The following is a 21,866-nucleotide window of genomic DNA, read 5'->3' on the forward strand; positions in this document are numbered from 1 at the left end:
GAACGGGTGTCGAACGTCGACTCGTCGTTGTCGGAGCCGAACCACTCGGGGATCACCTCCGCGATGGTCTGCTCAAACTCGTCGCCGGAATCGAAAACCAGCTCGCCATCCGTGGTCCAGATCGAGAAGGACCGGCCGCCGAACGTGTGGATCTCGTCGTAGCAGCCCAGGTCCTCGTTGAATCCGGACGCGGTGGAGAAGTCGAGGCGGCCCAGCGCGCCGTCCTCGAGCTGGTCCTCGGTCAGGACGCCGTCGCACAGCGGGGCAATGCCGTCGTCGCCCGCGTCCTTGATGCGCGCGGACTCGGCGTAGTCGCCCCAGTCGTCGCGAGCGTCGCCCTCGTTCGCGGTGACGAGGTAGGTGGTGCCGCGCTGCCTGAACGAGGCGATCGCATCGGGCATGTACAGGCCCTTCACCGGGGCGGTGACGATGCCGATCGCCGGCTCCTCGTCGACGCCGTCGCGGTCCGACGGGTCCAGCCCGAAGCCCTCGACCGAGTGATCCTTGGCGCCCAGCGGGAGCAGATCGGTCACCGTCGCCCGCTTGAGGTCGACCACGGCGATCGCGTTGTTCTCCTGCAGCGTCACGTATGCGGTTCGGGACTTGTCGTCGATGGTGACGTATTCGGGCTCGAGGCCGCGCGACACCGGGAAGTCAGCGCCGTCGATCCCGGCGAAGACGCGCACGCCCTCGGGCAGGGCGTCCTCGAACGCGTGGAAGTCGGCGAGCCGGACATCGTCCTGGCCCGGTGCCCGGAGCTTCTTGGGCAGGTCGACCACGGCGATCGAGCCCTCGGGGTCGACGTCGTAGTCGTCGTTGGGCTCGCCCTCGTTCGCGGACGCCGCACGCTTGCCGTTCGGGGAGATGGCGACGTTGTCGGGCAGAGCGCCCACGCGCACGGCGCCCAGCGCGGCTCCCGTGCCGGCGGCATCGAAGAACGCCAGCCAGCCGTCGTCGGTCTTGGTGGGAGCCTCCACAGCGACCACCACGAGTCCGTCCTCGCGCACGGCCACCGAGTTGGCGACCGCGCCGGCGGGGATCGTCGAGCCGTCGGCGGACGCGACGCCCTCGGTCGTCAGCGCGAACAGCTCTGCAGGCGCCGTCGGATCCGAGGCGTCGAGCACGCGCACCTGCCCGGCGTTCGCGTCCACGGTGAACAGGCGGGCGGTCGCGGCGTGGAACGCGACGATCTCGGCCGCAGACTCGTCGAAGACCCCCGTGTCGTGCGCGCCGAGGGGAGTGAGGGTCAAGGGGGCATCGTCGGCCGATGCGGTGATGAGCGAGTCGACGATCGCGCCGTGGGCGGGGATCGCGGCGGCAGCGGCGACGGCGGCGATCGCGCTCGCCGCGATCACGCGCCGCGCGGTGCGGGGCGCAGAAGTGGGGACGTAGGGCACGGAGACCTCCATGGCTCGTGGTGCAGTTGCAGGTGATGGCCTCTGATCAGGGGTGATGCACACCTGTGCAGGGGCCGTCGCCAAACTATCGACGCCAAGGGGACATACAGGTGGAAAAGGGGTGAACCGTGGGTGAACCTTGAATGGCCGCCGAGACTGGCTGGCGGGCGCGCAGCAGGGCGGCTCGGCCCACGCGCGGCCGGACGCCGCGGCGGGCGCCGGGAACGCTACTCGGCGATCGTGATCGCGGCTGCCCGCCACGGCTCGTCGGCGTCTCCCGAGGGAGCGAGTGCCGCGCCGATCGTGATCGCGGCGACCGCGACGGCGAGCGTTGCGATCAGTGTGGAGCGCATCGACGGTGTGGGGTTGTCGTCCATCACGGCCTCCAGTGCTTCCGGTGGGGGGCGGTTCCGACGAGCTCAGGACCGCCCGTTGTCTCCCTTGTCACGCTAGCGACGGGAGGCGTCGATCCGGTCGCCGTCCGGTGAACCCTGAATGAACCTTGGGCGACAAGGCTTCAGCGGACGCGCCCAGTGGCCATGTTGACGCCGCGTCAACTCTGTGGCGCGTTTTCGCGCCCGTGCCGCGCTCACGCATCGGCCCGTCCTAGACTCGCGTCTATGACGACGACGCCCGACATGAAGCCCCGCTCTCGCCAGGTGACCGACGGTCTGGAGGCGACCGCCGCGCGCGGCATGCTCCGCGCCGTCGGGCTCGGCGACGACGACTTCGCGAAGCCGCAGATCGGCATCGCGAGCTCGTGGAACGAGATCACCCCGTGCAACCTCTCTCTGCAGCGGCTCGCGCAGGGCTCGAAGGAGGGCGTGCACGCCGCCGGCGGGTACCCCCTCGAGTTCGGCACCATCTCGGTGTCCGACGGCATCTCGATGGGCCACGAGGGCATGCACTTCTCGCTGGTGTCGCGCGACCTGATCGCGGACTCGGTCGAGACCGTGATGAACGCCGAGCGCCTGGACGGCTCCGTATTGCTCGCGGGCTGCGACAAGTCGCTGCCGGGAATGCTGATGGCCGCGGCCAGGCTGGACCTCGCGAGCGTGTTCCTCTACGCCGGCTCGATCATGCCCGGGCACGTCAAGCTGTCGGACGGCACCGAGAAGGATGTCACCATCATCGACGCGTTCGAGGCCGTGGGCGCGTGCGCGCGCGGGCTGATGAGCGAGGAGGACCGCCTCGCGATCGAGAAGGCCATCTGCCCGGGCGAGGGCGCGTGCGGCGGCATGTACACCGCGAACACCATGGCTTCCGTGGGCGAGGCCCTGGGAATGTCGGTGCCCGGATCCGCATCGCCGCCGTCGGCTGACCGGCGCCGCGACTACTTCGCGCACAAGTCCGGCGAGGCCGTCGTCGAGATGCTCCGCCAGGGGATCACCGCGCGCGACATCATGACCAAGGAGGCGTTCGAGAACGCCATCGCCGTGGTCATGGCCTTCGGCGGCTCGACCAACGCCGTGCTGCACCTGCTCGCGATCGCCAACGAGGCCGAGGTCGACCTCACGCTCGACGACTTCGCTCGCGTGGCCGCGAAGGTGCCGCACCTTGGCGACCTCAAGCCCTTCGGCCAGTTCGTCATGAACGACGTGGACCGCGTGGGCGGCGTTCCCGCAGTCATGAACACGCTCCTCGAGGCGGGTCTGATGCACGGAGACGTCATGACCGTCACCGGCAAGACGCTCGCGGAGAACATGGCCGAGCTCAAGCCGGCGACCATCGACGGCCGCGTGGTGCGCGCCCTGAACAATCCCATCCACAAGTCCGGCGGCATCACCATCCTCAAGGGCACGCTCGCCCCGGAGGGAGCCGTGGTGAAGTCCGCGGGCTTCGACAACGACGTCTTCGAGGCGACTGCGCGCGTGTTCGACCGTGAGCGTGCGGCGCTGGATGCGCTCGAGGACGGCACCATCCAGGCCGGCGACTGCGTCGTCATCCGCTACGAGGGCCCCAAGGGCGGTCCCGGCATGCGCGAGATGCTCGCCATCACGGCCGCCATCAAGGGTGCCGGCCTCGGCAAGGACGTGCTGCTGGTCACCGATGGCCGGTTCTCCGGGGGTACGACGGGACTCTGCGTGGGCCACATCGCGCCCGAGGCTGTCGACGCCGGCCCCATCGCGTTCGTCCGCGATGGCGACCGGATCACGCTCGACGTCGCCAACGGCACGCTCGATGTGCACGTGTCCGAGGAGGAGTTCGAGGCGCGCAAGCAGGGCTGGGAGCCGCTGACGCACCAGTATAAGCGCGGCGTGCTGGCCAAGTACTCGAAGCTCGTGGGCTCCGCGTCGAAGGGCGCCGTGCTGGCCTGACCCCGGACGCCGCCTCTACCTGAGCGAAATGGATCCACTTCGCTCGCCTAAGGCCTTAGACGAGCGAAGTGGGCCCAACTCGCTCGTCTAAGGGCTTAGGGGAGCGAGAATCTACCGCCAGGGTGGCGTGGGCCGATGCGCGGGCTGAGTCGGCACTCAGGCTCCAGTGGGAGACACGGGCGGCTCAGAATCGACAGCCAGGCTCCGCTGGGGCGCTCAGGAAGCGGTCGAGGCGCCGTGTCTCATTATTCAAGACGGTGAACCACAATGTGAGATTGTTGGTCCGGATGGTGACACATGCTCGAAACGAGGCGTAGAGTCGGTCCCATGCAGACGATTCTCGTAGTTACCGGGCGCGCGGACACCTAGTCCCCAGCCAGGCAACGTCCGCGCGCATACCCCGACCGCCACCCAGGCCGAGGGGTTTTTTCATGCGAGGCGGATGCGAGAGCCGCCTTCACCACTCGACTCAATGGGAGAGAAGATGGCACAGGTCAAGGCCCCGAAGCCTTCGGCTCTGATGAGCCCTGCTCCGGCCAGCGCACGCACGCAGCCCAGTGCTGCCGCGACGCGCCACGCCGGCGAGACCATGACGGGAGCCCAGTCGCTCATCCGTTCGCTCGAGGCGGCAGGCGCGACCGACGTCTTCGGCCTTCCCGGCGGGGCGATCCTGCCTGCCTACGACCCGCTCATGGACTCGACGCAGCTGCGCCACATCCTGGTGCGTCACGAGCAGGGCGCTGGTCACGCTGCGCAGGGCTACGCGCACGCCACGGGCAAGCCCGGCGTGTGCATCGCGACGTCCGGCCCGGGCGCTACCAACCTTGTGACCCCCATCGCTGACGCCAACATGGACTCGATCCCGATGGTCGCCATCACGGGACAGGTGGCCGCCGGCGCGATCGGCACGGACGCCTTCCAGGAGGCGGACATCGTGGGCATCACCCAGCCCATCACCAAGCACAACATGCTGGTGACGGACCCGGCGGACATCCCGCGCGCGGTCGCCGAGGCCTTCTACATCGCCACGCACGGTCGACCCGGCCCGGTGCTCGTGGACGTCGCGAAGTCGGCGATGCAGACGCAGACGACCTTCCGTTGGCCAGACCGCATCGAGCTGCCCGGCTTCAACTCGGGCGCGCGCCCGCACGCGAAGACCATCCAGGAGGCCGCGCGCCTGCTCGCGACGTCGCGCCGCCCGGTCCTGTATGTGGGCGGCGGCGTGATCCGTTCGGGAGCCAGCGCCGGCCTGCGCCGCCTCGTGGACCTGTCCGGTGCCGCGGTCGTGACGACGCTGATGGCCCGCGGCGCGCTGCCCGACTCCCACCCCCAGCACCTGGGCATGCCCGGCATGCACGGCACGGTGCCCGCGGTGGCGTCGCTGCAGAAGGCGGACCTCGTGGTCGCGCTGGGCGCCCGATTCGATGACCGCGTGACGGGCAAGCTGTCGAGCTTCGCGCCGCACGCGACCATCGTGCACGCGGACATCGATCCCGCGGAGATCGGCAAGAACCGTGCGGTGGACGTGCCCATCGTGGGCGACCTCAAGGACGTGTTCGACGCCCTGGTCCCCGCGCTGCAGGAGGAGCACGCCCGCCACGGCAGGCCGGACCTCGAGGCCTGGTGGGCGCAGCTGGACGACTGGCGCACCACCTACGGCCTGGGCTTCACGCCCACGGACGACGGCCACTCGAGCCCGCAGCACGTGATCCAGCGCCTGGGCGAGATCGCCGGGCCGGAGACCACGTTCACGGCGGGCGTGGGCCAGCACCAGATGTGGGCCAGCCAGTTCATCAAGTACGAGCGCCCCAACTCGTGGATCAACTCGGGCGGCCTGGGAACCATGGGCTTCTCGGTCCCGGCCGCGATGGGTGCCAAGGTGGGCGAGCCGGACCGCACCGTGTGGGCGATCGACGGCGACGGCTGCTTCCAGATGACCAACCAGGAGCTGGTCACCTGCGCGATCAACGAGATCCCCATCAAGGTGGCGATCATCAACAACTCGTCCCTGGGCATGGTCCGCCAGTGGCAGACCCTGTTCTACAACGAGCGCTACAGCAACACGGACCTGCACACGGGCCACGGCACGCGCCGCATCCCCGACTTCGTCAAGCTGTCGGAGTCGATGGGCTGCGTGGGCCTCAGGTGCGAGACCGATGCGGACGTGGACGCCACCATCAAGCGCGCCATGGAGATCGACGACCAGCCCGTGGTCGTGGACTTCACGGTCTCGCGCGACGCCATGGTGTGGCCCATGGTCGCGGCCGGCACCAGCAACGACGAGATCCAGTACGCACGCGGCATCGCCCCCGAGTGGGACCGCGGCGAGGAGGAGTAAGGCCATGACCCAGCACACCCTCTCGGTGCTCGTCGAGAACAAGCCCGGCGTGCTCGCGCGCGTCGCGGGCCTGTTCAGCCGGCGCGCGTTCAACATCCACTCGCTCGCGGTGGGGCAGACCGAGCACCCCGAGATCTCCCGCATCACCGTCGTGGTCGACGTGGACGAGCTCCCGCTCGAGCAGGTCACCAAGCAGCTCAACAAGTTGGTGCACGTGCTCAAGATCGTCGAGCTCGAGCGCGAGAAGTCGGTCCAGCGCGACCTGCTGCTCGTCAAGGTCCGTGCCGATGCGCGCCAGCGCGCGGACATTCTGCAGATCGTCGACCTGTTCCGCGCGCACGTGGTCGACGTGGCGACGGACTCGCTCGTCATCGAGGCGGTGGGAGCCCCCGAGAAGCTCGAGGCGCTGCTCGCCGCGCTTCAGGCGCACGACGTCCGCGAGATTGTCCAGTCCGGCACCGTCGCCATCGGCCGCGGCTCCCGCTCCATTACGGAGCGCGCCTTCGAGCGCGTCAGCGCGTAGAAGGCGGCGCGGACCCAGCCACCGCATCGGCCCTCACCCAGGCTTGAACAGACCCGGCCCCTGTGCCACCCCAGCTTCACCGATTCCCATCTGAAGGAGAGAACCCCATGGCAGAGATGTTCTACGACAGCGACGCGAAGATCGAGCTCGTCCAGAGCAAGAAGGTCGCGGTCATCGGCTACGGCTCGCAGGGCCACGCCCACGCGCAGAACCTGCGCGACTCGGGCGTCGAGGTCCGCGTGGGTCTGCGCGACGGCTCGCGCTCGACCGCGAAGGCCGAGGACGACGGCTTCACCGTCCAGTCCGTCGCAGACGTCGCCGAGTGGGCGGACCTCATCATGATCCTCGCGCCGGACCAGCACCAGCGCGGCATCTACAACGACGAGATCAAGCCGCACCTCACCGCCGGCAAGACCCTCGCGTTCGCGCACGGCTTCAACATCCGCTTCGGCTACATCGAGCCGCCCGCGGACGTCGATGTCATCCTCGTCGCGCCCAAGGCTCCCGGCCACACCGTGCGCCGCGAGTTCGTCGCCGGTCGCGGCATCCCGGACATCATCGCCGTGGAGAACGACGCCTCGGGCCAGGCCTGGGACGTCGCCGTCGCCTACGCGAAGGCCATCGGCGGCACGCGCGCCGGCGTCATCAAGACCACTTTCACCGAGGAGACCGAGACCGACCTGTTCGGCGAGCAGTCCGTCCTGTGCGGCGGCACGAGCCAGCTGATCCAGTACGGCTTCGAGACGCTGACCGAGGCCGGCTACCAGCCGGAGATCGCGTACTTCGAGGTGCTCCACGAGCTCAAGCTGATCGTCGACCTCATGCACGAGGGCGGCATCACCAAGCAGCGCTGGTCGGTGTCCGACACCGCCGAGTACGGCGACTACGTCTCCGGCCCGCGCGTCATCACCCCCGACGTCAAGGAGAACATGAAGGCCGTGCTCGCGGACATCCAGTCGGGTGCGTTCGCGCAGCGCTTCATCGACGACCAGGACAATGGCGGCAAGGAGTTCGCGGAGCTGCGTGCCAAGGGCGAGGGCCACCAGATCGAGGAGACCGGCCGCGAGCTGCGCAAGCTGTTCGCCTGGAAGACCGCCGACCTGGACTCGGACTACGTCGACGGCCAGACGGCGCGATGACCGAGGGCACCACCTACAAGCTCGCGGTCGTCGCCGGCGACGGCATCGGTCCGGAGGTCGTGGCGGAGGGGCTCAAGTGCCTCGCCGCGGCGACCGAGGGGACGGGCATCGCGTTCGAGACCACCGAGTTCGACCTGGGTGCCCAGCGCTGGCACGCCACGGGCGACACGCTCACGGACGAGGACCTCGAAGCGATCCGCCAGCATGACGTGATCCTGCTGGGCGCGATCGGCGACCCGAGCGTCCCCTCCGGTGTGCTCGAACGCGGCGTGCTGCTGCCGCTGCGCTTCGCGCTCGACCAGTACGTCAACCTGCGCCCGTCCCGGCTGTACCCGGGCGAGGTCTCGCCGCTGCGCGACGTCGAGGACGTCGACTTCGTGGTGGTGCGCGAGGGCACCGAGGGTCCGTACGTGGGCAACGGCGGAGCGCTGCGCGTGGGCACGCCCCACGAGATCGCGACCGAGGTGTCCGTCAACACCCGTCACGGCGTCGAGCGCGTGGTCCGCTACGCGTTCGAGGTGGCGGCCAAGCGCGAGCGCAAGCAGCTCACGCTGGTGCACAAGCACAACGTGCTGGTGCACGCCGGCCACCTGTGGCGCCGGACGGTCGAGGAGGTGGCGCCGGAGTTCCCGGACGTGACCTGGGACTACCTGCACATCGACGCCGCGACCATCGTGATGACCACGAACCCGGGCCGCTTCGACGTGATCGTCACGGACAACCTGTTCGGCGACATCCTCACGGACCAGGCGGCGGCCATCTCTGGCGGCATCGGCCTGGCTGCGAGCGGCAACGTCAACCCCGACCGCACCGCGCCGTCGATGTTCGAGCCCGTGCACGGCTCGGCGCCGGACATCGCGGGCCAGCAGAAGGCGGACCCGTCCGCGACCGTGCTGTCCGTGGCACTGCTGCTCGACTTCCTGGGTTACCCCGAGCTGGGGCTGCGTGTGGAGGCTGCCGTGGCGGCCGATGCGGCGGCCAAGGGGGACAGCGTGCGCTCCACCTCCGAGGTGGGCGACGCGCTGGCGGCCAGGATCCGCGGCTAGGCTCGACCATCAAGCGCGCTGGGAGGCCCTCAGTGCTCGAATCAGCCGATTCTGAGCACTGAGGGCCTCCCAGGAAGCTCCACGAGAAGGAACCGACGTGACCGACACCATCGCCTCGAACGCCGCGGCCTTCGACGTGCGCCCCAACCCGAGCCCCACGCCGGAGGCGGACCGCACGGCAGCCCTCGCGGACCTCAAGTTCGGCACGCAGTTCACGGACCACATGGCCCGCATGCAGTGGCGCAAGGACGAGGGCTGGGGCGACCGGCGCGTCGAGGCCTACGGCCCGCTGCAGCTGGACCCGGCCGCGGCCGTCCTCCACTACGCGCAGGAGATCTTCGAGGGGCTCAAGGCGTACCGCTGGGAGGACGGCTCGGTCCACCTGTTCCGCCCCGAGGCTAATGCCGCGCGCTTCAACAAGTCCGCGCACCGGCTCGCACTGCCGGAGCTGGCGGTCGAGGACTTCATCGGCTCGATCGAGGCGCTGGTGACCGCGGACGAGGCCTGGGTGCCCGGCACCGAGGAATCCAGCCTCTACCTGCGTCCCTACATGTTCGCGTCCGAGGCATTCTTGGGAGTCCGCCCCGCCCACGTGATCGACTATCTCCTCATCGCCTCGCCGGTAGGCCCGTACTTCCCGGGCGGCGTGAAGCCGGTGAGCATCTGGGTCGCGCAGGGCTTCCACCGCGCCGGCCCGGGCGGCACCGGCGACGCCAAGTGCGGCGGCAACTACGCCGCGAGCCTGCTTCCTCAGCAGCAGGCCGCCGCGCACGGGTGCCAGCAAGTGCTGTTCCTCGACGCCCGCGAGGGCCGGTTCCTCGAGGAGCTGGGCGGCATGAACGTGTTCGTGGTGCGCCGCGACGGCACCATCGAGACGCCGCGACTCACCGGCACCATCCTCGAGGGCATCACCCGCTTCAGCGTGATTCAGCAGCTCGAGGACGACGGCCGCAAGGTGGTCGAGAAGGACATCACCCTCGCCGAGGTGCGCGACGGCGTCGAGTCCGGCGACATCGCCGAGGTCTTCGCGTGCGGCACCGCCGCCGTGGTCACGCCGGTGGGCCGTCTTGCGTCGCCCGAGTTCGACCTCACCATCAACGACGGCGTCGCCGGCGAGGTCACCATGGGCATCCGGCAACGCCTCACCGACATCCAGTACGGCCGCGACGAGGACACGTACGGCTGGATGCGCCGCATCGCCTAGGCGGGTTCTGGCTCCGTACGGAGGGCCGATGCGCGGGCCGGCTCAGCGAGCAGTCGCCCGTCGCGTTCGCGACGGCCAGCGGCGCTGAGCGGCAGTGCTCGACGCTGTGCGGTGTGGCGAATCCGTCGCCCTACGCGCCCGTAACCTACGTTCCCGTAGGTTAGAATGAGGCATGACCGAGAACGCCCTGTCCTCACCCAGCCTCGCCACCGTCGACGAGCGCCTGCACCTCACCGCGATGCTCGAGGCCCGCGCCGCCGCGCACCCTGAGCGGACCTTCGCGGAGATCAAGGATCCGGACGGCGCCTGGACGCCCGTCAGCCTCGCCGACTTCCACGCCCGCGTTCGCGCCACGGCCAAGGGCCTCATGGCCGCCGGAGTCGCCCCGGGCGACCGCGTCGCCGTCGTGGGCGACACCCAGATCGAGTGGTCGATCGCGGACTTCGCCGTGCTGGCCGCCGGGGGAGTGACCGTCCCGGTCTACCCGTCCTCCTCGCCTTCGCAGTTCGCGTGGATCATCGAGGACGCCGGCATCGACGTGCTCCTGGTGCAGGCCGCCGAGAACCGCGAGGCGATCGCGGGCGTTGCCCCGCAGGCCACGGTGGTAGAGCTCGATGCCGCGGGACTCGGCGCGCTCGTCGCTCACGGCACGGGAGTCTCCAACGAAGACCTGGACGCCCGCACCGCGGACGTGGTGCTCGACGACCTCGCGACCATCATCTACACCTCGGGCACCACGGGCCGTCCCAAGGGCGCGATGCTCACGCACCGCAACCTGGTCGAGCACGCCGCGAACGTCGAGCTCGACCCGTCCTTCGGCGCCTTCGTGCAGGGCGAGGGCACCCGCGTGCTGCTGTTCCTGCCGCTCGCGCACGTCTTCGCGCGCTTCGCGATGATCCTGGCGCTGAGCTCTGGCTCGGTCATCGGCTTCACGCCGTCGCACAAGACCCTCGCCGACGACCTCAAGTCCTTCCGTCCCACGTGGATGCCGCTCGTGCCGCGCGTGCTCGAGACCATCTACAACCGCGCGGACACATCGATGACTGGCATCAAGAAGGTCCTGTTCCGCTGGTCCGCGAAGGTCGCGCGCGAGATGTCGCGCGCGCAGGAGGCCGGCCACGTCAAGGCAGGTCTCAAGGCGCGCTACGCGATCGCCAACGGCCTGGTGCTGGGCAAGATCCGCACGCTGTTGGGCGGCCAGCTGGGCTACGTGCTCGCCGGCGGGGCCAAACTGCTGCCGGACGTGGGCGACTTCTTCCGTGGCATGGGCGTCACCGTCATGCAGGGCTACGGCCTCACGGAGACCACGGCCGCGTCCACCGGCACCCCCGTGGACGACAACCGCATGGGCACCGTGGGCCGTCCCATCGCCGGGTGCGAGGTGCGCCTCGAGGCGGACGGCGAGATCGCGATCAAGGGCGTCAACGTCTTCGCCGGCTACTGGAACGCCCCGGAGGCGACGGCCGCGACGCTGACCGACGGCTGGTTCACCACCGGCGACCTCGGCGAGATCGTCGACGGCCACCTCACCATCACCGGGCGCAAGAAGGAGATCCTGGTGCTGTCCTCGGGCAAGAACGTGCAGCCCGCGGTGCTCGAGGACGCCATGCGCTCGCACCCGGCGATCCAGGACTCCGTGGTGATCGGCGATGGCCGCCACTTCGTGTCTGCGGTGGTCGCGCTCGACCCGGTGCTGCTGCCCGCGTGGCTCGAGGCGCACGACCTGCCGCCCATGGACGTCGCGCAGGCGTCGGTGAACGAGAAGGTGCGCGAGCTCATCGGCCGCGCCGTCGCCGCTGCCAACGAGCACGTCTCCCGCGCCGAGGCGATCAAGGAGTACCGCATCGTCCCCCGCGAGTTCTCCGAGGCTCGCGAGGAGCTCACGGCGTCGCTCAAGGTGCGCCGCGCCGTGGTGCTCGAGCACTTCGCGGACGTGGTCGAGGCCATCTACGCCAAGGCCAAGCCGCCGGCTGCCGGCAACGCCTGACGGCGTTCTGAGGGCCGATGCGCGGGCTGGGTTCGCGCTCGGGCTGAAGTCGTCGCAGGATGGGAGTGTCCCGCGCACCCACGAGAGGGAAGCCATGGCACTCAAGGATCTGGCGCTGAGCAGCCCCGACATCGCCGATGGCGGTCGCATCGATGACCGCTTCGCCGGACAGCACGGCGGCGTCGCCCCGCGCATCGAAGTGAGCGGCGTGCCCGCGGACGCGGTCGAGCTCGCGCTGGTGTGCCACGACCCGGACGCGCCCCTGCCGCACGGCTTCACCCACTGGACCCTCTACGGGCTTGAGCCTGCCGACGGACTGATTGACGCATCGGCCGGCCGTCCCGGCCCCAACGACGATGGTGGCGTGGGCTACGTGGGCCCCTTCCCGCCTCCCGGCCACGGGTTGCATCGCTACTACTTCTGGGTCTACGCGCTGAGCCGGTCCGTCGAGGGCACGCCGTCGCGCGCTCAGTTCCTGGACGGTTGGGCCGATGCGGTGGTCGAGCAGGCGCGGCTCGTGGCGACGTACTCGGTGGAGTAGGGGACGTGGGCCCCGTGGTCGACCGCGCCGCCTATCGTCAGGCGGAGGTCGCGGCCTGGGCGTCGCACGGGCTCGACCCCGTGGAGCGGTCAGCGCCCGTAGCGTCGGGTGAGCGGTCGGTGCGGTGGCTCGAGACGGGGTCCGGGCCTCCGGTGGTTTTCATCCATGGGACGCCCACCGCCGGCGGGGTGTTCGCTCCTCTCGTCGCCGAGGTGCCCGACGTCACCGCTGTCGTGGTGGACCGGCCCGGCTGCGGCCTGAGCGACAGCTTCGAGCTCGACGGCCTCACCCCCGAGCGGCTGACCGAGATCAATGCCGAATGGCTCGATGCCGTCATCGACTCCGTGGGCGGTGGGCCGGTGGACGTGGTCGGCAACTCCGCGGGGGGAATGGCCGCCCTGAGCTACGCGGCGCAACGACCTGAGCGAGTCCGCTCACTGGTCTTGTCCGGGGTCCCTGCCGTGTTCGGTATGCGGCTGCCGCTCGGCATGCGCGCGGCCACCTTCCGTCCCGTGGCGACGGCAGTGGTGCGCCACGAACTGACCGAGCGGGATCTGCGGCGCTCGCTCACGGAGATCGGCCACGGCGACGCCATCGCGGCCGGGACAGTCACGCCCGAGGACTTCGCGGGGCGCATCGCGCTCAACCGGCTCACCGGCACCTATGCGCACGAGCTCGGGGTGCTGCGCCGTGTCGCGAGTTGGAGAGGGTTGCGGCGGGAGTGGGCTCCGGGCCGTGCTCATGTGTCGGCGCTCACCATGCCATCCCTGTGGTTGGTGGGGGACCGGGATCCGTTCGGTGACCCGGCGACCGTGCGGCGGTGGGCGCGCTTCGCGCGCGACTCTGGGGTGGTCGAACTTGCCGCTGGCCACCAGCCCTGGCTCGACGATCCGCCTGGACACGCCAGGATCCTCACGCAGTTCTGGGCGGCGGTTCCACGCCAGAGTTCACGAGTCACTGTGGACTGACTCTCAGCGTTCTCTGAGGTGCCCGCAGCAGGATGGGTGTCATGAGGCGGCACCATCCGGGTGCGGCGTGAGGAGAACCATCATGCGAGGTATCGAGTACAGCGTTGCTCCCGCCATCTGGGCGGGCGTCTTCTGGGTGCTGGCCGCGCTGGCGCTCGGCGCCGCCGCCTATCTGATCGCGCGGCTGGTCATGGATGGCCGTCGAAGCGAACTCGAACAGCAGGCGCCCGTGGGTGCCGCCGTCGCTGGTCCGACCGCCAAGACCATTCTCGACGAGCGTCTCGCCAAGGGCGAGATCGACGTCGATGAGTACCGCGAGCGTCTCGAGGCGCTCGCCACCTAGACCGAGGCGGGGCCGTCACGACCGGCCCGCGCCCGGGGCGTCCCGCACTTCCTCTCGCCGGGACGTCACCGCTTCAGCCCGGTTCGCGGCACCTGCCATGCCGCGGGCCGGGCTTGGTGCGTCTCCGGGTGCTGAACTCAGTGGACGTTGTAGATCAGCGTCACCTGCCCGGTGGGCAGGGGAGTCGCGGAGATCAGGTGGAGGCGCTGGTCCACGAGGTCGGCGTCCCACAGGTGCGTGCCGCGGCCCAGGACGATGGGCGCAACGCGCAGGCGGAGCTGGCTCACCTGACCCGCGCGCATCAGGGCGCCTGCGAGCCGCAGGCTGCCCCACACGATGATGTCGTTCTCGTACTTCGCTCGGAGCTTCATCGCGGTGTTCACGACGTCGCCGCTCTCGACGGTGGCGGGCTCGTACGAGCCCCACGGCGCCTCGGTCATGACGTGGGACACCACGTGCCGGGGGAGCGTGTTGATGGGCTCGGCGAGTGGATCATTCTTGGCTGCCGGCGTGGGCCAGTAGCTGAGGAACATGCGGTAGGTGCGAGCGCCCAGAAGGATGGCGTCCGCGTGCTTCAGCTCCTCGAGCGCTTGCTTGGTCATGGGGCCGGGTTCCGAGACGGAACTGTCGACCCAGTCGAGTTCGCCGTGGGGTCCGGCTGCGAACCCGTCGACGGTGACGTGCTGTTCAACGACGATACGTCCCATGCTTTCGAGGCTAGGACGGTTGGCGCGCGTCCGCTCGGTGAAGGGCGACGCTAGAGCGCGGCGAGGAAAGCGTCGAAGCGAGTCTTCAGACGATCTGGGTCCGGAGCATTCCCGCCCCGAGGGATGTGTAGAAGCCTGCGGCCGTGAAACTGCGTGAGGCTCTCTTTGACCGCGGCTCTCTCGTCCGCAGAATCGACGGTCCCACTCACGTGTATCTGCAGGTCTGCGTCGATGCCCAGGATCTGCGTGTCGAAGGCGCGATGGTGGTTGCGGCATAGTGACAGGCCGTTGGAGGCTACGGCCTGTCCGCGCTTGGCGTCGCGGTCTTGGATGATGTGTGCGGCCTCGAGTAGTTGCTTGATCGGCAAGTCGCACACGGTGCAGCAGTTGTCGTAGGCAGGCAAGACAAGCTCGCGAAACCGTGGCTGGTGGAGTCTCTGGTCCACTTCGCGCCTAACCCATCGCCTGAGGTCCTCTTCGACGACTGACTTCGGCTCGACTCCCAACCCAGTGAGTTCGATGGTGAACTCGAGATCGCTCGGGTCGTCGTCCACGACATGAACCATGCCCACTAGCAGGTAGACGTTCTTCACCGGACTGTAGAAGTACAGGACGGGTGTTCCGTGCACGAGCGCACTTCGTAGCTTGGTGTTCGAGGGTGCGGGTTTGCCGTCTGGCGTCGTCTCGTACGGGTATCTCCATACCCCTGGGGAGATCTCGCGGTCGGGATAGCGTCCGCGTTCGCTTGTCAACACCGACAGTGTGGACGCCCATCGACCGACATTGCGAATGCCGCGAGACACGTCTAGAAGCGGCAGGCGCGTGTCGTCAACGTGGTGTGTGAGCAACTCGTTCCTGGTCAGGTGGCCCTGTTTGTCCTGTCGCTTCACGAGGTCGTCGTAGATGCCCCAGCGCAGCGCATCCGAATCGACCACCATCCCTGCAGCTTGGCAGCTACCGCCCAAGCCGACAAGCGCATCGGCCTGGAATACCCACCCCACCCGCGCACGTTGCCCGGACCATGACAACCATCGGCATCATCGGTTCGGGCAACATCGGCTCGAACGTCGCACGCGCCGCCGTCGCGAACGGCTACCAGGTCGTGATCGCGAACTCACGCGGTCCCGAGACTCTTGACGAGCTCATCAACGAGCTCGGCGAGCACGCTCGCGCGGCAACCGTCGAGCAGGCGATCCGCGCCGGCGACATGGTCCTCATCGCGATCCCACTCAAGAACGTCATGGACCTCCCGGTCGAGCCGTTCGAGGACACGATCGTGCTCGACGCGAACAACTACTACCCGCAGCGTGACGGTCGCATCGAGGCGCTCGACACCAACGAGTCGACCACCTCCGAGCTCGTCCAGAAGCACCTCCCGCTCAGCCACGTGGTGAAGGCCTTCAACAACATCCCCGCCAAGCAGATCCCCACCGACGGACTGCCCAAGGGCGACCCCCGCCGCCGCGCGCTTCCCATCGCCGGCAACACCGACTCCGCCAAGGACCAGGTGGCGCACTTCCTCGACGATCTGGGCTTCGACATCGTAGACCTGGGCCCGCTGAGCGAGAGCTGGCGCGTCGAGCGCGACACCCCGTCCTATGTGAAGTACACGACCAAGGCCGAGCTCGAGGAACTCACCGCGGACGTCGAGCGCGTCCAGCAGGTCTGAACGCCCAGCCCCCGACAGTCAGGAGACACCCAGTGAAGGCAGTACTGAACGGCAAGGTCCTCGCCGAGGCATCGAAGGAGGATCTGGTCTTCATCGACGGCGCCTGGTACTTCCCGCCGGAGGCCGTGAGCGCGCAGGAGATCGAGTCGAGCGACACCCAGTACCACTGCTCCTGGCGCGGCGACGCTCAGTACTACCAGACCAACGACGGCGCGCAGCAGGACATCGGGTGGTCGTACCCCGGCATGTCGGACGCCGCCAAGGAGCGCGTGGGCAAGGATGTCTCGCGGTACGTCGCGTTCGACCGTACGGTCGACCTGGTCGAGTAGCGCGCCAGCAACGCGCCAGCGTCACACGAATCGTCACACGCACACTCACACGGGCCGTCACACGCCTGTCTTCCACCATGAACGTGTCTTCACAGAAAGGGACACGATCATGGAACTCAAGACCTTCTTCGACCACCTGGCCGATGCCATCACCTCGCGCGGCACCGTCGCGGTCCGCGACCAGCTGGAGGAGCTCGCGGACGAGGTGCGGGATTCACAGCCCGGCGCCGCCGCAGCACTCACCGACTGGGAGGGTGCCGAGATCGCCCGCGAGCGGGCCTTCTCCGTCATCCGACGCGAGCAACTGCACCGCCTCGCGCGCGAGCAGGTGCACGCATTCTCTGTCATCGGTGCGTAGTGGGGCGTAGCCTGGTGCCACTCAGCCCGGCAGCACGCGGCGAGGGGAGGCCCACCGATGCTGACCGTCCGTCTGCTCGGTCGCCCGCGCCTCGAGCGCGAGGGCGTGCCCGTGGCCGGGCCGCGCGGTCACAAGTCGTGGGCGCTCCTCGCGCGGCTGGTCCGCTCATCCGACCCGGTGTCCAGGCAGACTCTCGTGGACGAGCTGTTCTCGCAGGCCGACGACCCCATGGGTGCGCTGCGGTGGACGCTCGCGGAGCTCAGGCGCCGCCTGGGCGCACCCGAGGCGTTCCAAGGTGATCCGCTCACGGGGGACCTGGGGCCGGGCATCGAGGTGGACGTCACGGTCGCCGCGCTCGGCCGCTTCGCGGGCCCGCCCCCAGATGGGCGCTTCCTGGAACGCGTCGAGGTCCGCGACAGCGCGACCTTCGACACCTGGCTGCTGGTCGAGCGCGAGCGTGTCGACGCGGAGATCATTTCCGGCATCCGCGAAGCCACACTGCGGGCACTGGCCCGGGGAGAGGCGGAGAGCGCCATCGACCTCGCGCGCGTCATGGTTGCCCGCGACCCGCTGGAGGAGGGGCCGCACGTCCTGCTGATCTCCGCGCTCGCGGCAGCGGGCATGCGCGACGCGGCGGTGCGCCAGGCAGAATCCAGCGAGGCGATGCTCCGGCGCGAGTTGGGTGTCGAGCCCACAGGCGCGCTCAAGGATGCCGCCACGCCGCGGCAGGCGCCCGCACGGGCGGGCGTGTCGCCGCTCGCGACAGCGAAGGCGCTCCTGGCCTCGGGGATCGACGCGGTCTCGGCCGGCGTCGCGTCCGAGGGCACGGCGCGCTTACGAGCGGCTGCGGCGGCCGCCGAGCAGGCGGGCGATCGTGCGCTCATGGCCCAGTGCCTGCTCGAGCTCGGCACGGCGCTCGTGCACGGCGAGCACAACCACGACGATGAGGGCTCGGTGGTGCTGGGAAGCGCCATCGCCGCCGCATCCGACGTCGGGCTCGATGCCGTCGCGTCCCAGGCGCTCGCTGAGCTCGCGTACGTCGACGTCCTGTCCGGCCGGCGCGTCACGGCCGCAATTCACTGCGAGTGGTCGCGCGAACTCGCGGGCGACGACCCCATGCTGCTCGCTCACGTGGCGTCGATTGAGGCGACGGACCTTCACGATCGCGGCCACCTGGCCGCGGCGCGGGAGCGATACGGCGAGTCGATCGGCAACGCCAGGACCGCCGGAGAAGCCAGACGCGAGGCATGGGCCCTGGGTGTGGGCGTGCGGACGCTGTACTGGCTGGGCGACCTCACCGAGGCCCGCAGTTGGGTGGACCGCTCGCTCGCGATCATCGAGCGCGAGCGCTGGTCGGCGTTCCGGCCGTGGGTCGAGGCGTGGGGCGCGCACGTGGACCTGGCGCTCGGTGCGGATCCGCACGAGGTCATCACCCGGCTCGAGTCGACCTTCGCCCTCGCGTGCGAGCTGAACGACGCCTGCTGGCAGGGCATGTCCGCCAAGGCGATGACGCTTGCCCACCATGCGTTGGGCGAGAGCGACGCCGCACGCGACTGGATACTGACGGCCGCGGCCGCCTGCTCACGCGAGACCGACGCCTACGACTGGGTACGCGCTGATGTCGCCCTCGCCCACGCTGAGCTTGCGCTCGCCTGGGGTGAGCCTGACGTCGCCGAGGCACGCGCGGAGGACCTGCGCGTGCTGGCCGCGCGCTGCGGGTTCGTCGACATGCTCGATCGTGCAGCTGCGGTGCTGGAGAAGGTGGCGGGGGCGGACGTCACGGACGCGACGCTGAGCCGCGGAGGCCCGCGATGATCGAGTCCACCACGTGCTCGCCCAGCGCCTCGAGCACCTCGGGCGCCTGACCCTTCAACGGCCCGCGCGTCGCGATGTCCGCGAACCCATGCACGGCCGACCAGCACGGCCACTCCGCGTTGACGCGCTCCGCCGCGCTCAGCGCGCCAGAGGCCTCGCACGCGTCGAGCGCCTGGAGCAGCAGCAGGAATGGTGCCGGCACCTCGGCGTCCACCAGAACCGTCGGCGAAGCGCCGGAAGCGGGGTCGAACGTGAGCAGTGCGAGCTCGAACAGGCCCGGCTCCGCGAGCGCAAAGTCGATGTAGCCCAGCCCGACCCCGCGCAGCCGGGCGAGCGCGGCTGCCCGCTCTCCCTTCGCATCGGCCGTCTCGGTGCCGATGCGTGTCACGATCGCCTCCGCCAGGTGGTCCTGAGCAGCGAGTGCGACGGCGACCACGAGCGCACGGTGGTCGTCGAAGTGGCGGTAGGCCGATGCGGGGGAGACCCCCGCTTCCCGCGTCACGTCCCGCACGCCGACAGAGTCGACACCGCCGGTGCGCGCGAGCTGCAGCCCGGCGTCGATCAGCGCGGCGCGCAGGTCACCGTGATGATACGTGCGCGTGACTTGCGGCATCCCTTGCGCCTCCCGCGTCGTGGGCCTACAGTGGACCAGGTCGATGTGAACACTGTGAACATATCGTGAATGGCGCGGGAGCGCCACCAGATCCCCGCCCCGGGAGGACGCATGGACGACCTTGCCATCGAGACCGCCGGTCTCACCAAGATCTACGGCAAGCTGCGCGCGGTCGACAGCATCGACCTGGCCATCGCACGCGGCGGCGTGCACGGGTTCCTAGGACCTAACGGCGCCGGCAAGACCACCGCGATCCGCATGCTAGCGACACTCATCCGCCCGGACGAAGGCCACGCGCGCGTCCTGGGCCGCGACGTGGTCAAGCACGCCGACGAGGTGCGCGGGCTGGTGGGGCTCACCGGTCAATTCGCGTCGCTCGACGAGGACCTCACCGGTGCGGAGAACCTGCGCCTGATCGCGCAGCTCTATGGCTTCAAGGGAGCGGCCGCGTCCCGCCGTGCGGACGAGCTGCTCGACGCCTTCGGCCTGGCCGATGCGGGCGGCAAGCAGGTGAAGAACTACAGCGGCGGCATGCGCCGCCGCGTCGACATCTCGGCGTCCATCATCGTGAGTCCCGAGCTCCTGTTCCTGGACGAGCCCACGACCGGGCTGGACCCGCGCGCCCGCAACGAGGTGTGGGACATCGTGCGCGCGCTGGTCGACTTTGGCACCACCGTGATGCTCACCACCCAGTACCTGGACGAGGCCGATCAGCTCGCGGACCGCATCAGCGTCATCGACACCGGCAAGATCATCGCCGAGGGCACGTCGACCGAGCTCAAGGCGTCGGTGGGCGCGGGATCGCTCCACCTGCGCGTGATGCACCGTGACGATCGTGAGACCGCGCGCGACGTCCTGGTGCGGGAACTCGACGTGGACGTCATCCGCGAGGCCGACCCACAGGCGCTCAGCGCCTCCGTCGAGGACCGCGCCCGTGCCACGCGGGCGCTGGGAGCGCTCGAGGCCGCGGGCATCGATGTCGCGCAGTTCTCGCTCGGCCAGCCCAGCCTCGACGAGGTGTTCCTGGCCCTCACCGGCCATCCCGCAGAGGAAGCAGACGCCACTGAGGAGGAGGCGGCATGAGCACCACCGACACCACCCGCCCCGGAGTCCCGGCGACCACCGCCGAGCAGGCCAACGCGATCGCCACCGCGCTCGCCGGCGGTCAGCGACCGCAGCGCCCGAACGCCCTGTCGACGTCCGTCACGTTCGGCTGGCGCGCGCTGCTCAAGATCAAGCACGTCCCGGAGCAGCTGTTCGATGTGACGCTGTTCCCGGTGATGATGACGCTGATCTTCACCTACCTGTTCGGCGGCGCGATCGCCGGCTCGACGCAGGACTACATCGCGTACCTGGCGCCCGGCATCCTGGTGCAGTCGGTGCTGTTCATCACCATGTACACCGGCGCGACCCTGCGCGAGGACATCGACAAGGGCGTGTTCGATCGCTTCCGGTCGCTGCCCATCTGGCGGCCATCCGCCCTGGTAGGCATGCTGCTGGGCGATGCCGTGCGCTACACGATCGCCGCCACCGTCACGGGCATCGTGTGCGTGTTCGTCGGCTGGCGGCCTGAAGGTGGCATCGCCGGCGTCGCGCTGGGAGTCCTCACGCTGCTGATCTTCGCGTTCGGCCTCACGTGGGTGTGGACCTTCCTGGCGCTCATCCTGCGCTCGCAGCGCGCCGTCATGGGCGTGTCGATGATGATCCTCATGCCACTGGTGTTCGGGTCGAACATCTTCGCGGATCCGTCCACGATGCCCGGCTGGCTGCAGGGCTGGATCTCGGTGAACCCGGTCGCTCATGTGGTGGACGCGGTGCGCGGGCTCATGGACGGCACCTCCGTGGCGGGCGAGATGGTGTGGGTCGTGGGCTGGTCGGCGGCCCTGGTCGGCGTCTTCGGAACCCTCACCATGTGGAAGTACCGCGATCCTCGCTGAGTACCGGAGAGCACATCCCTGGTAGGCGCATCAAGGACCTTGGTGGTCTGCGAAGACGGCGCGGATGGGGGACCATAGTGGGGTGAACGTTGCGCTCCATTCCGACACCCGCACCTACTTCCACACCCTCGACGGAGCGATGGCCGATTTCGCGCTCTCGCTGGGCGCGGTCGACCGCGTCCGCGACGCTGTGCGTGGACTCGACTTCGAGCACGTCTTCATCCCCGGCACCCGCGACTACATCGCCTTGGAGGCGGCCGATGCGGGGGAGCCAGTCGCGTACATCACGCCCACGTTCGTCGCGCTGCACCCCCGTGGCGGCTCGTCGAGCTTCGTCGAGATCGCTGCGCCCGAGCCCGTCGCCCCGCCCGAGCCCGCGCCGGCCGCGAAGCCAGCCCGCGCATCGGCCGGTCGCAAGGCCGCTGCGAAGGCGAGCGAGCCTGCGGTGGCGCTGTGCCCCACGTGCTTCGTCGGCCTGCCCGCGACGGGCGTGTGCGACTTCTGCGGGTAGCCGCTCGCTGAGCCGACGCCCGTGCGGCGCGTGCGTGGCAGCGCGGCGCGAACCGCAGTTAAGGTGACGGAATGGACACCACGACGCCCTCCGACGCCGTGACGTATGCCGTGACGCCCAACC

22 protein-coding genes are annotated in these 21,866 nt (G+C 69.5%); 17 read left to right on the forward strand and 5 right to left on the reverse strand.

Annotation, left to right across the window (positions count from 1 at the left end; genetic code table 11):
- Both QZ483_RS05420 and QZ483_RS05425 read right to left on the reverse strand, forming a co-directional pair.
- Positions 1–1,397, reverse strand: a 1,397-nt coding sequence (locus QZ483_RS05420; RefSeq protein ID WP_297081968.1) for a choice-of-anchor I family protein, incomplete at its 3' end; no start/stop codon positions are given.
- 227 nt (positions 1,398–1,624) lie between these two features.
- A complete protein-coding gene (locus tag QZ483_RS05425; RefSeq protein WP_297081969.1) occupies positions 1,625–1,774 on the reverse strand; it encodes a hypothetical protein in 150 nt (49 codons plus the stop codon).
- A 243-nt stretch (positions 1,775–2,017) separates the two neighbouring features.
- Here QZ483_RS05425 and ilvD point away from each other — a divergent pair, with 243 nt between their 5' ends.
- From ilvD to QZ483_RS05475, 10 genes are all read left to right on the forward strand, one after another.
- A complete protein-coding gene (gene ilvD / locus QZ483_RS05430) occupies positions 2,018–3,715 on the forward strand; it encodes a dihydroxy-acid dehydratase (RefSeq protein WP_297081970.1) in 1,698 nt (565 codons plus the stop codon).
- Between the two features lie 472 nt (positions 3,716–4,187).
- Entirely contained in the window at positions 4,188–6,053 is a 1,866-nt protein-coding gene (locus QZ483_RS05435) for an acetolactate synthase large subunit (RefSeq protein ID WP_297081971.1), read from the forward strand.
- A 4-nt stretch (positions 6,054–6,057) separates the two neighbouring features.
- On the forward strand, positions 6,058–6,576 hold the full coding sequence (gene ilvN, locus QZ483_RS05440) for an acetolactate synthase small subunit (RefSeq protein WP_297081972.1): 519 nt from the start codon (positions 6,058–6,060) through the stop codon (positions 6,574–6,576).
- A gap of 107 nt (positions 6,577–6,683) precedes the next feature.
- Positions 6,684–7,715 (forward strand): ketol-acid reductoisomerase, encoded by a 1,032-nt coding sequence (gene ilvC, locus QZ483_RS05445; RefSeq protein WP_297081973.1) that lies wholly within the window; start codon positions 6,684–6,686, stop codon positions 7,713–7,715.
- Positions 7,712–8,761, forward strand: coding sequence for a 3-isopropylmalate dehydrogenase (locus QZ483_RS05450; RefSeq protein ID WP_297081974.1), 1,050 nt, complete (start codon positions 7,712–7,714; stop codon positions 8,759–8,761). The genes ilvC and QZ483_RS05450 overlap by 4 nt, the downstream gene beginning before the upstream one ends.
- Positions 8,762–8,858: 97 nt before the next feature.
- Positions 8,859–9,965 (forward strand): branched-chain amino acid aminotransferase, encoded by a 1,107-nt coding sequence (locus QZ483_RS05455; protein ID WP_297081975.1) that lies wholly within the window; start codon positions 8,859–8,861, stop codon positions 9,963–9,965.
- 172 nt (positions 9,966–10,137) lie between these two features.
- Entirely contained in the window at positions 10,138–11,952 is a 1,815-nt protein-coding gene (locus QZ483_RS05460; protein ID WP_297081976.1) for a long-chain fatty acid--CoA ligase, read from the forward strand.
- Between the two features lie 94 nt (positions 11,953–12,046).
- Entirely contained in the window at positions 12,047–12,493 is a 447-nt protein-coding gene (locus QZ483_RS05465) for a YbhB/YbcL family Raf kinase inhibitor-like protein (protein ID WP_297081977.1), read from the forward strand.
- A 5-nt stretch (positions 12,494–12,498) separates the two neighbouring features.
- The gene (locus QZ483_RS05470; protein ID WP_297081978.1) at positions 12,499–13,461 is read left to right on the forward strand and encodes an alpha/beta fold hydrolase; all 963 of its coding nucleotides are present in this window, start codon (positions 12,499–12,501) and stop codon (positions 13,459–13,461) included.
- A gap of 82 nt (positions 13,462–13,543) precedes the next feature.
- On the forward strand, positions 13,544–13,804 hold the full coding sequence (locus QZ483_RS05475; RefSeq protein WP_297081979.1) for a hypothetical protein: 261 nt from the start codon (positions 13,544–13,546) through the stop codon (positions 13,802–13,804).
- A 137-nt stretch (positions 13,805–13,941) separates the two neighbouring features.
- On the opposite strand, the gene QZ483_RS05480 is transcribed toward QZ483_RS05475, so the two are convergent.
- Together QZ483_RS05480 and QZ483_RS05485 are read right to left on the reverse strand one after the other, a co-directional pair.
- Positions 13,942–14,511 carry a dihydrofolate reductase family protein gene (locus tag QZ483_RS05480; protein ID WP_297081980.1) on the reverse strand — a complete coding sequence of 190 codons (570 nt, stop codon included), beginning with the start codon at positions 14,509–14,511 and terminating at the stop codon, positions 13,942–13,944.
- 50 nt (positions 14,512–14,561) lie between these two features.
- The gene (locus QZ483_RS05485) at positions 14,562–15,449 is read right to left on the reverse strand and encodes an HNH endonuclease (RefSeq protein WP_297081981.1); all 888 of its coding nucleotides are present in this window, start codon (positions 15,447–15,449) and stop codon (positions 14,562–14,564) included.
- A gap of 83 nt (positions 15,450–15,532) precedes the next feature.
- On the opposite strand from QZ483_RS05485, the gene QZ483_RS05490 reads away from it, so the two are divergent.
- The 4 genes from QZ483_RS05490 (at position 15,533) to QZ483_RS05505 (ending at position 18,682) form a co-directional block, all read left to right on the forward strand.
- A complete protein-coding gene (locus tag QZ483_RS05490; protein ID WP_297081982.1) occupies positions 15,533–16,180 on the forward strand; it encodes an NADPH-dependent F420 reductase in 648 nt (215 codons plus the stop codon).
- Positions 16,181–16,212: 32 nt separating this feature from the next.
- A complete protein-coding gene (locus QZ483_RS05495; protein ID WP_297081983.1) occupies positions 16,213–16,509 on the forward strand; it encodes a DUF427 domain-containing protein in 297 nt (98 codons plus the stop codon).
- Between the two features lie 109 nt (positions 16,510–16,618).
- Positions 16,619–16,867: a hypothetical protein gene (locus tag QZ483_RS05500; RefSeq protein ID WP_297081984.1), complete on the forward strand. Its 249-nt coding sequence runs from the start codon at positions 16,619–16,621 to the stop codon at positions 16,865–16,867.
- A 57-nt stretch (positions 16,868–16,924) separates the two neighbouring features.
- On the forward strand, positions 16,925–18,682 hold the full coding sequence (locus QZ483_RS05505; RefSeq protein WP_297081985.1) for a BTAD domain-containing putative transcriptional regulator: 1,758 nt from the start codon (positions 16,925–16,927) through the stop codon (positions 18,680–18,682).
- Here QZ483_RS05505 and QZ483_RS05510 read toward each other — a convergent pair.
- Entirely contained in the window at positions 18,645–19,295 is a 651-nt protein-coding gene (locus QZ483_RS05510) for a TetR/AcrR family transcriptional regulator (RefSeq protein WP_297081986.1), read from the reverse strand. The two genes, QZ483_RS05505 and QZ483_RS05510, sit on opposite strands and share 38 nt — an antisense overlap.
- 111 nt (positions 19,296–19,406) lie before the next feature.
- Between QZ483_RS05510 and QZ483_RS05515 the strand changes: the two genes are divergently transcribed.
- The 3 genes from QZ483_RS05515 to QZ483_RS05525 all read left to right on the forward strand — a co-directional run bounded on the left by QZ483_RS05515 (position 19,407) and on the right by QZ483_RS05525 (position 21,743).
- Positions 19,407–20,378, forward strand: coding sequence for an ATP-binding cassette domain-containing protein (locus QZ483_RS05515; protein ID WP_297081987.1), 972 nt, complete (start codon positions 19,407–19,409; stop codon positions 20,376–20,378).
- The gene (locus QZ483_RS05520) at positions 20,375–21,232 is read left to right on the forward strand and encodes an ABC transporter permease (protein WP_297081988.1); all 858 of its coding nucleotides are present in this window, start codon (positions 20,375–20,377) and stop codon (positions 21,230–21,232) included. Before QZ483_RS05515 ends, QZ483_RS05520 begins: the two co-directional genes overlap by 4 nt.
- A gap of 82 nt (positions 21,233–21,314) precedes the next feature.
- Positions 21,315–21,743 carry a hypothetical protein gene (locus QZ483_RS05525; RefSeq protein WP_297081989.1) on the forward strand — a complete coding sequence of 143 codons (429 nt, stop codon included), beginning with the start codon at positions 21,315–21,317 and terminating at the stop codon, positions 21,741–21,743.
- Positions 21,744–21,866 lie beyond the last annotated feature (123 nt).

The sequence above is a fragment of the uncultured Demequina sp. genome (assembly GCF_913055775.1).
In the GTDB taxonomy this organism is placed as follows: Bacteria; Actinomycetota; Actinomycetes; order Actinomycetales; family Demequinaceae; genus Demequina.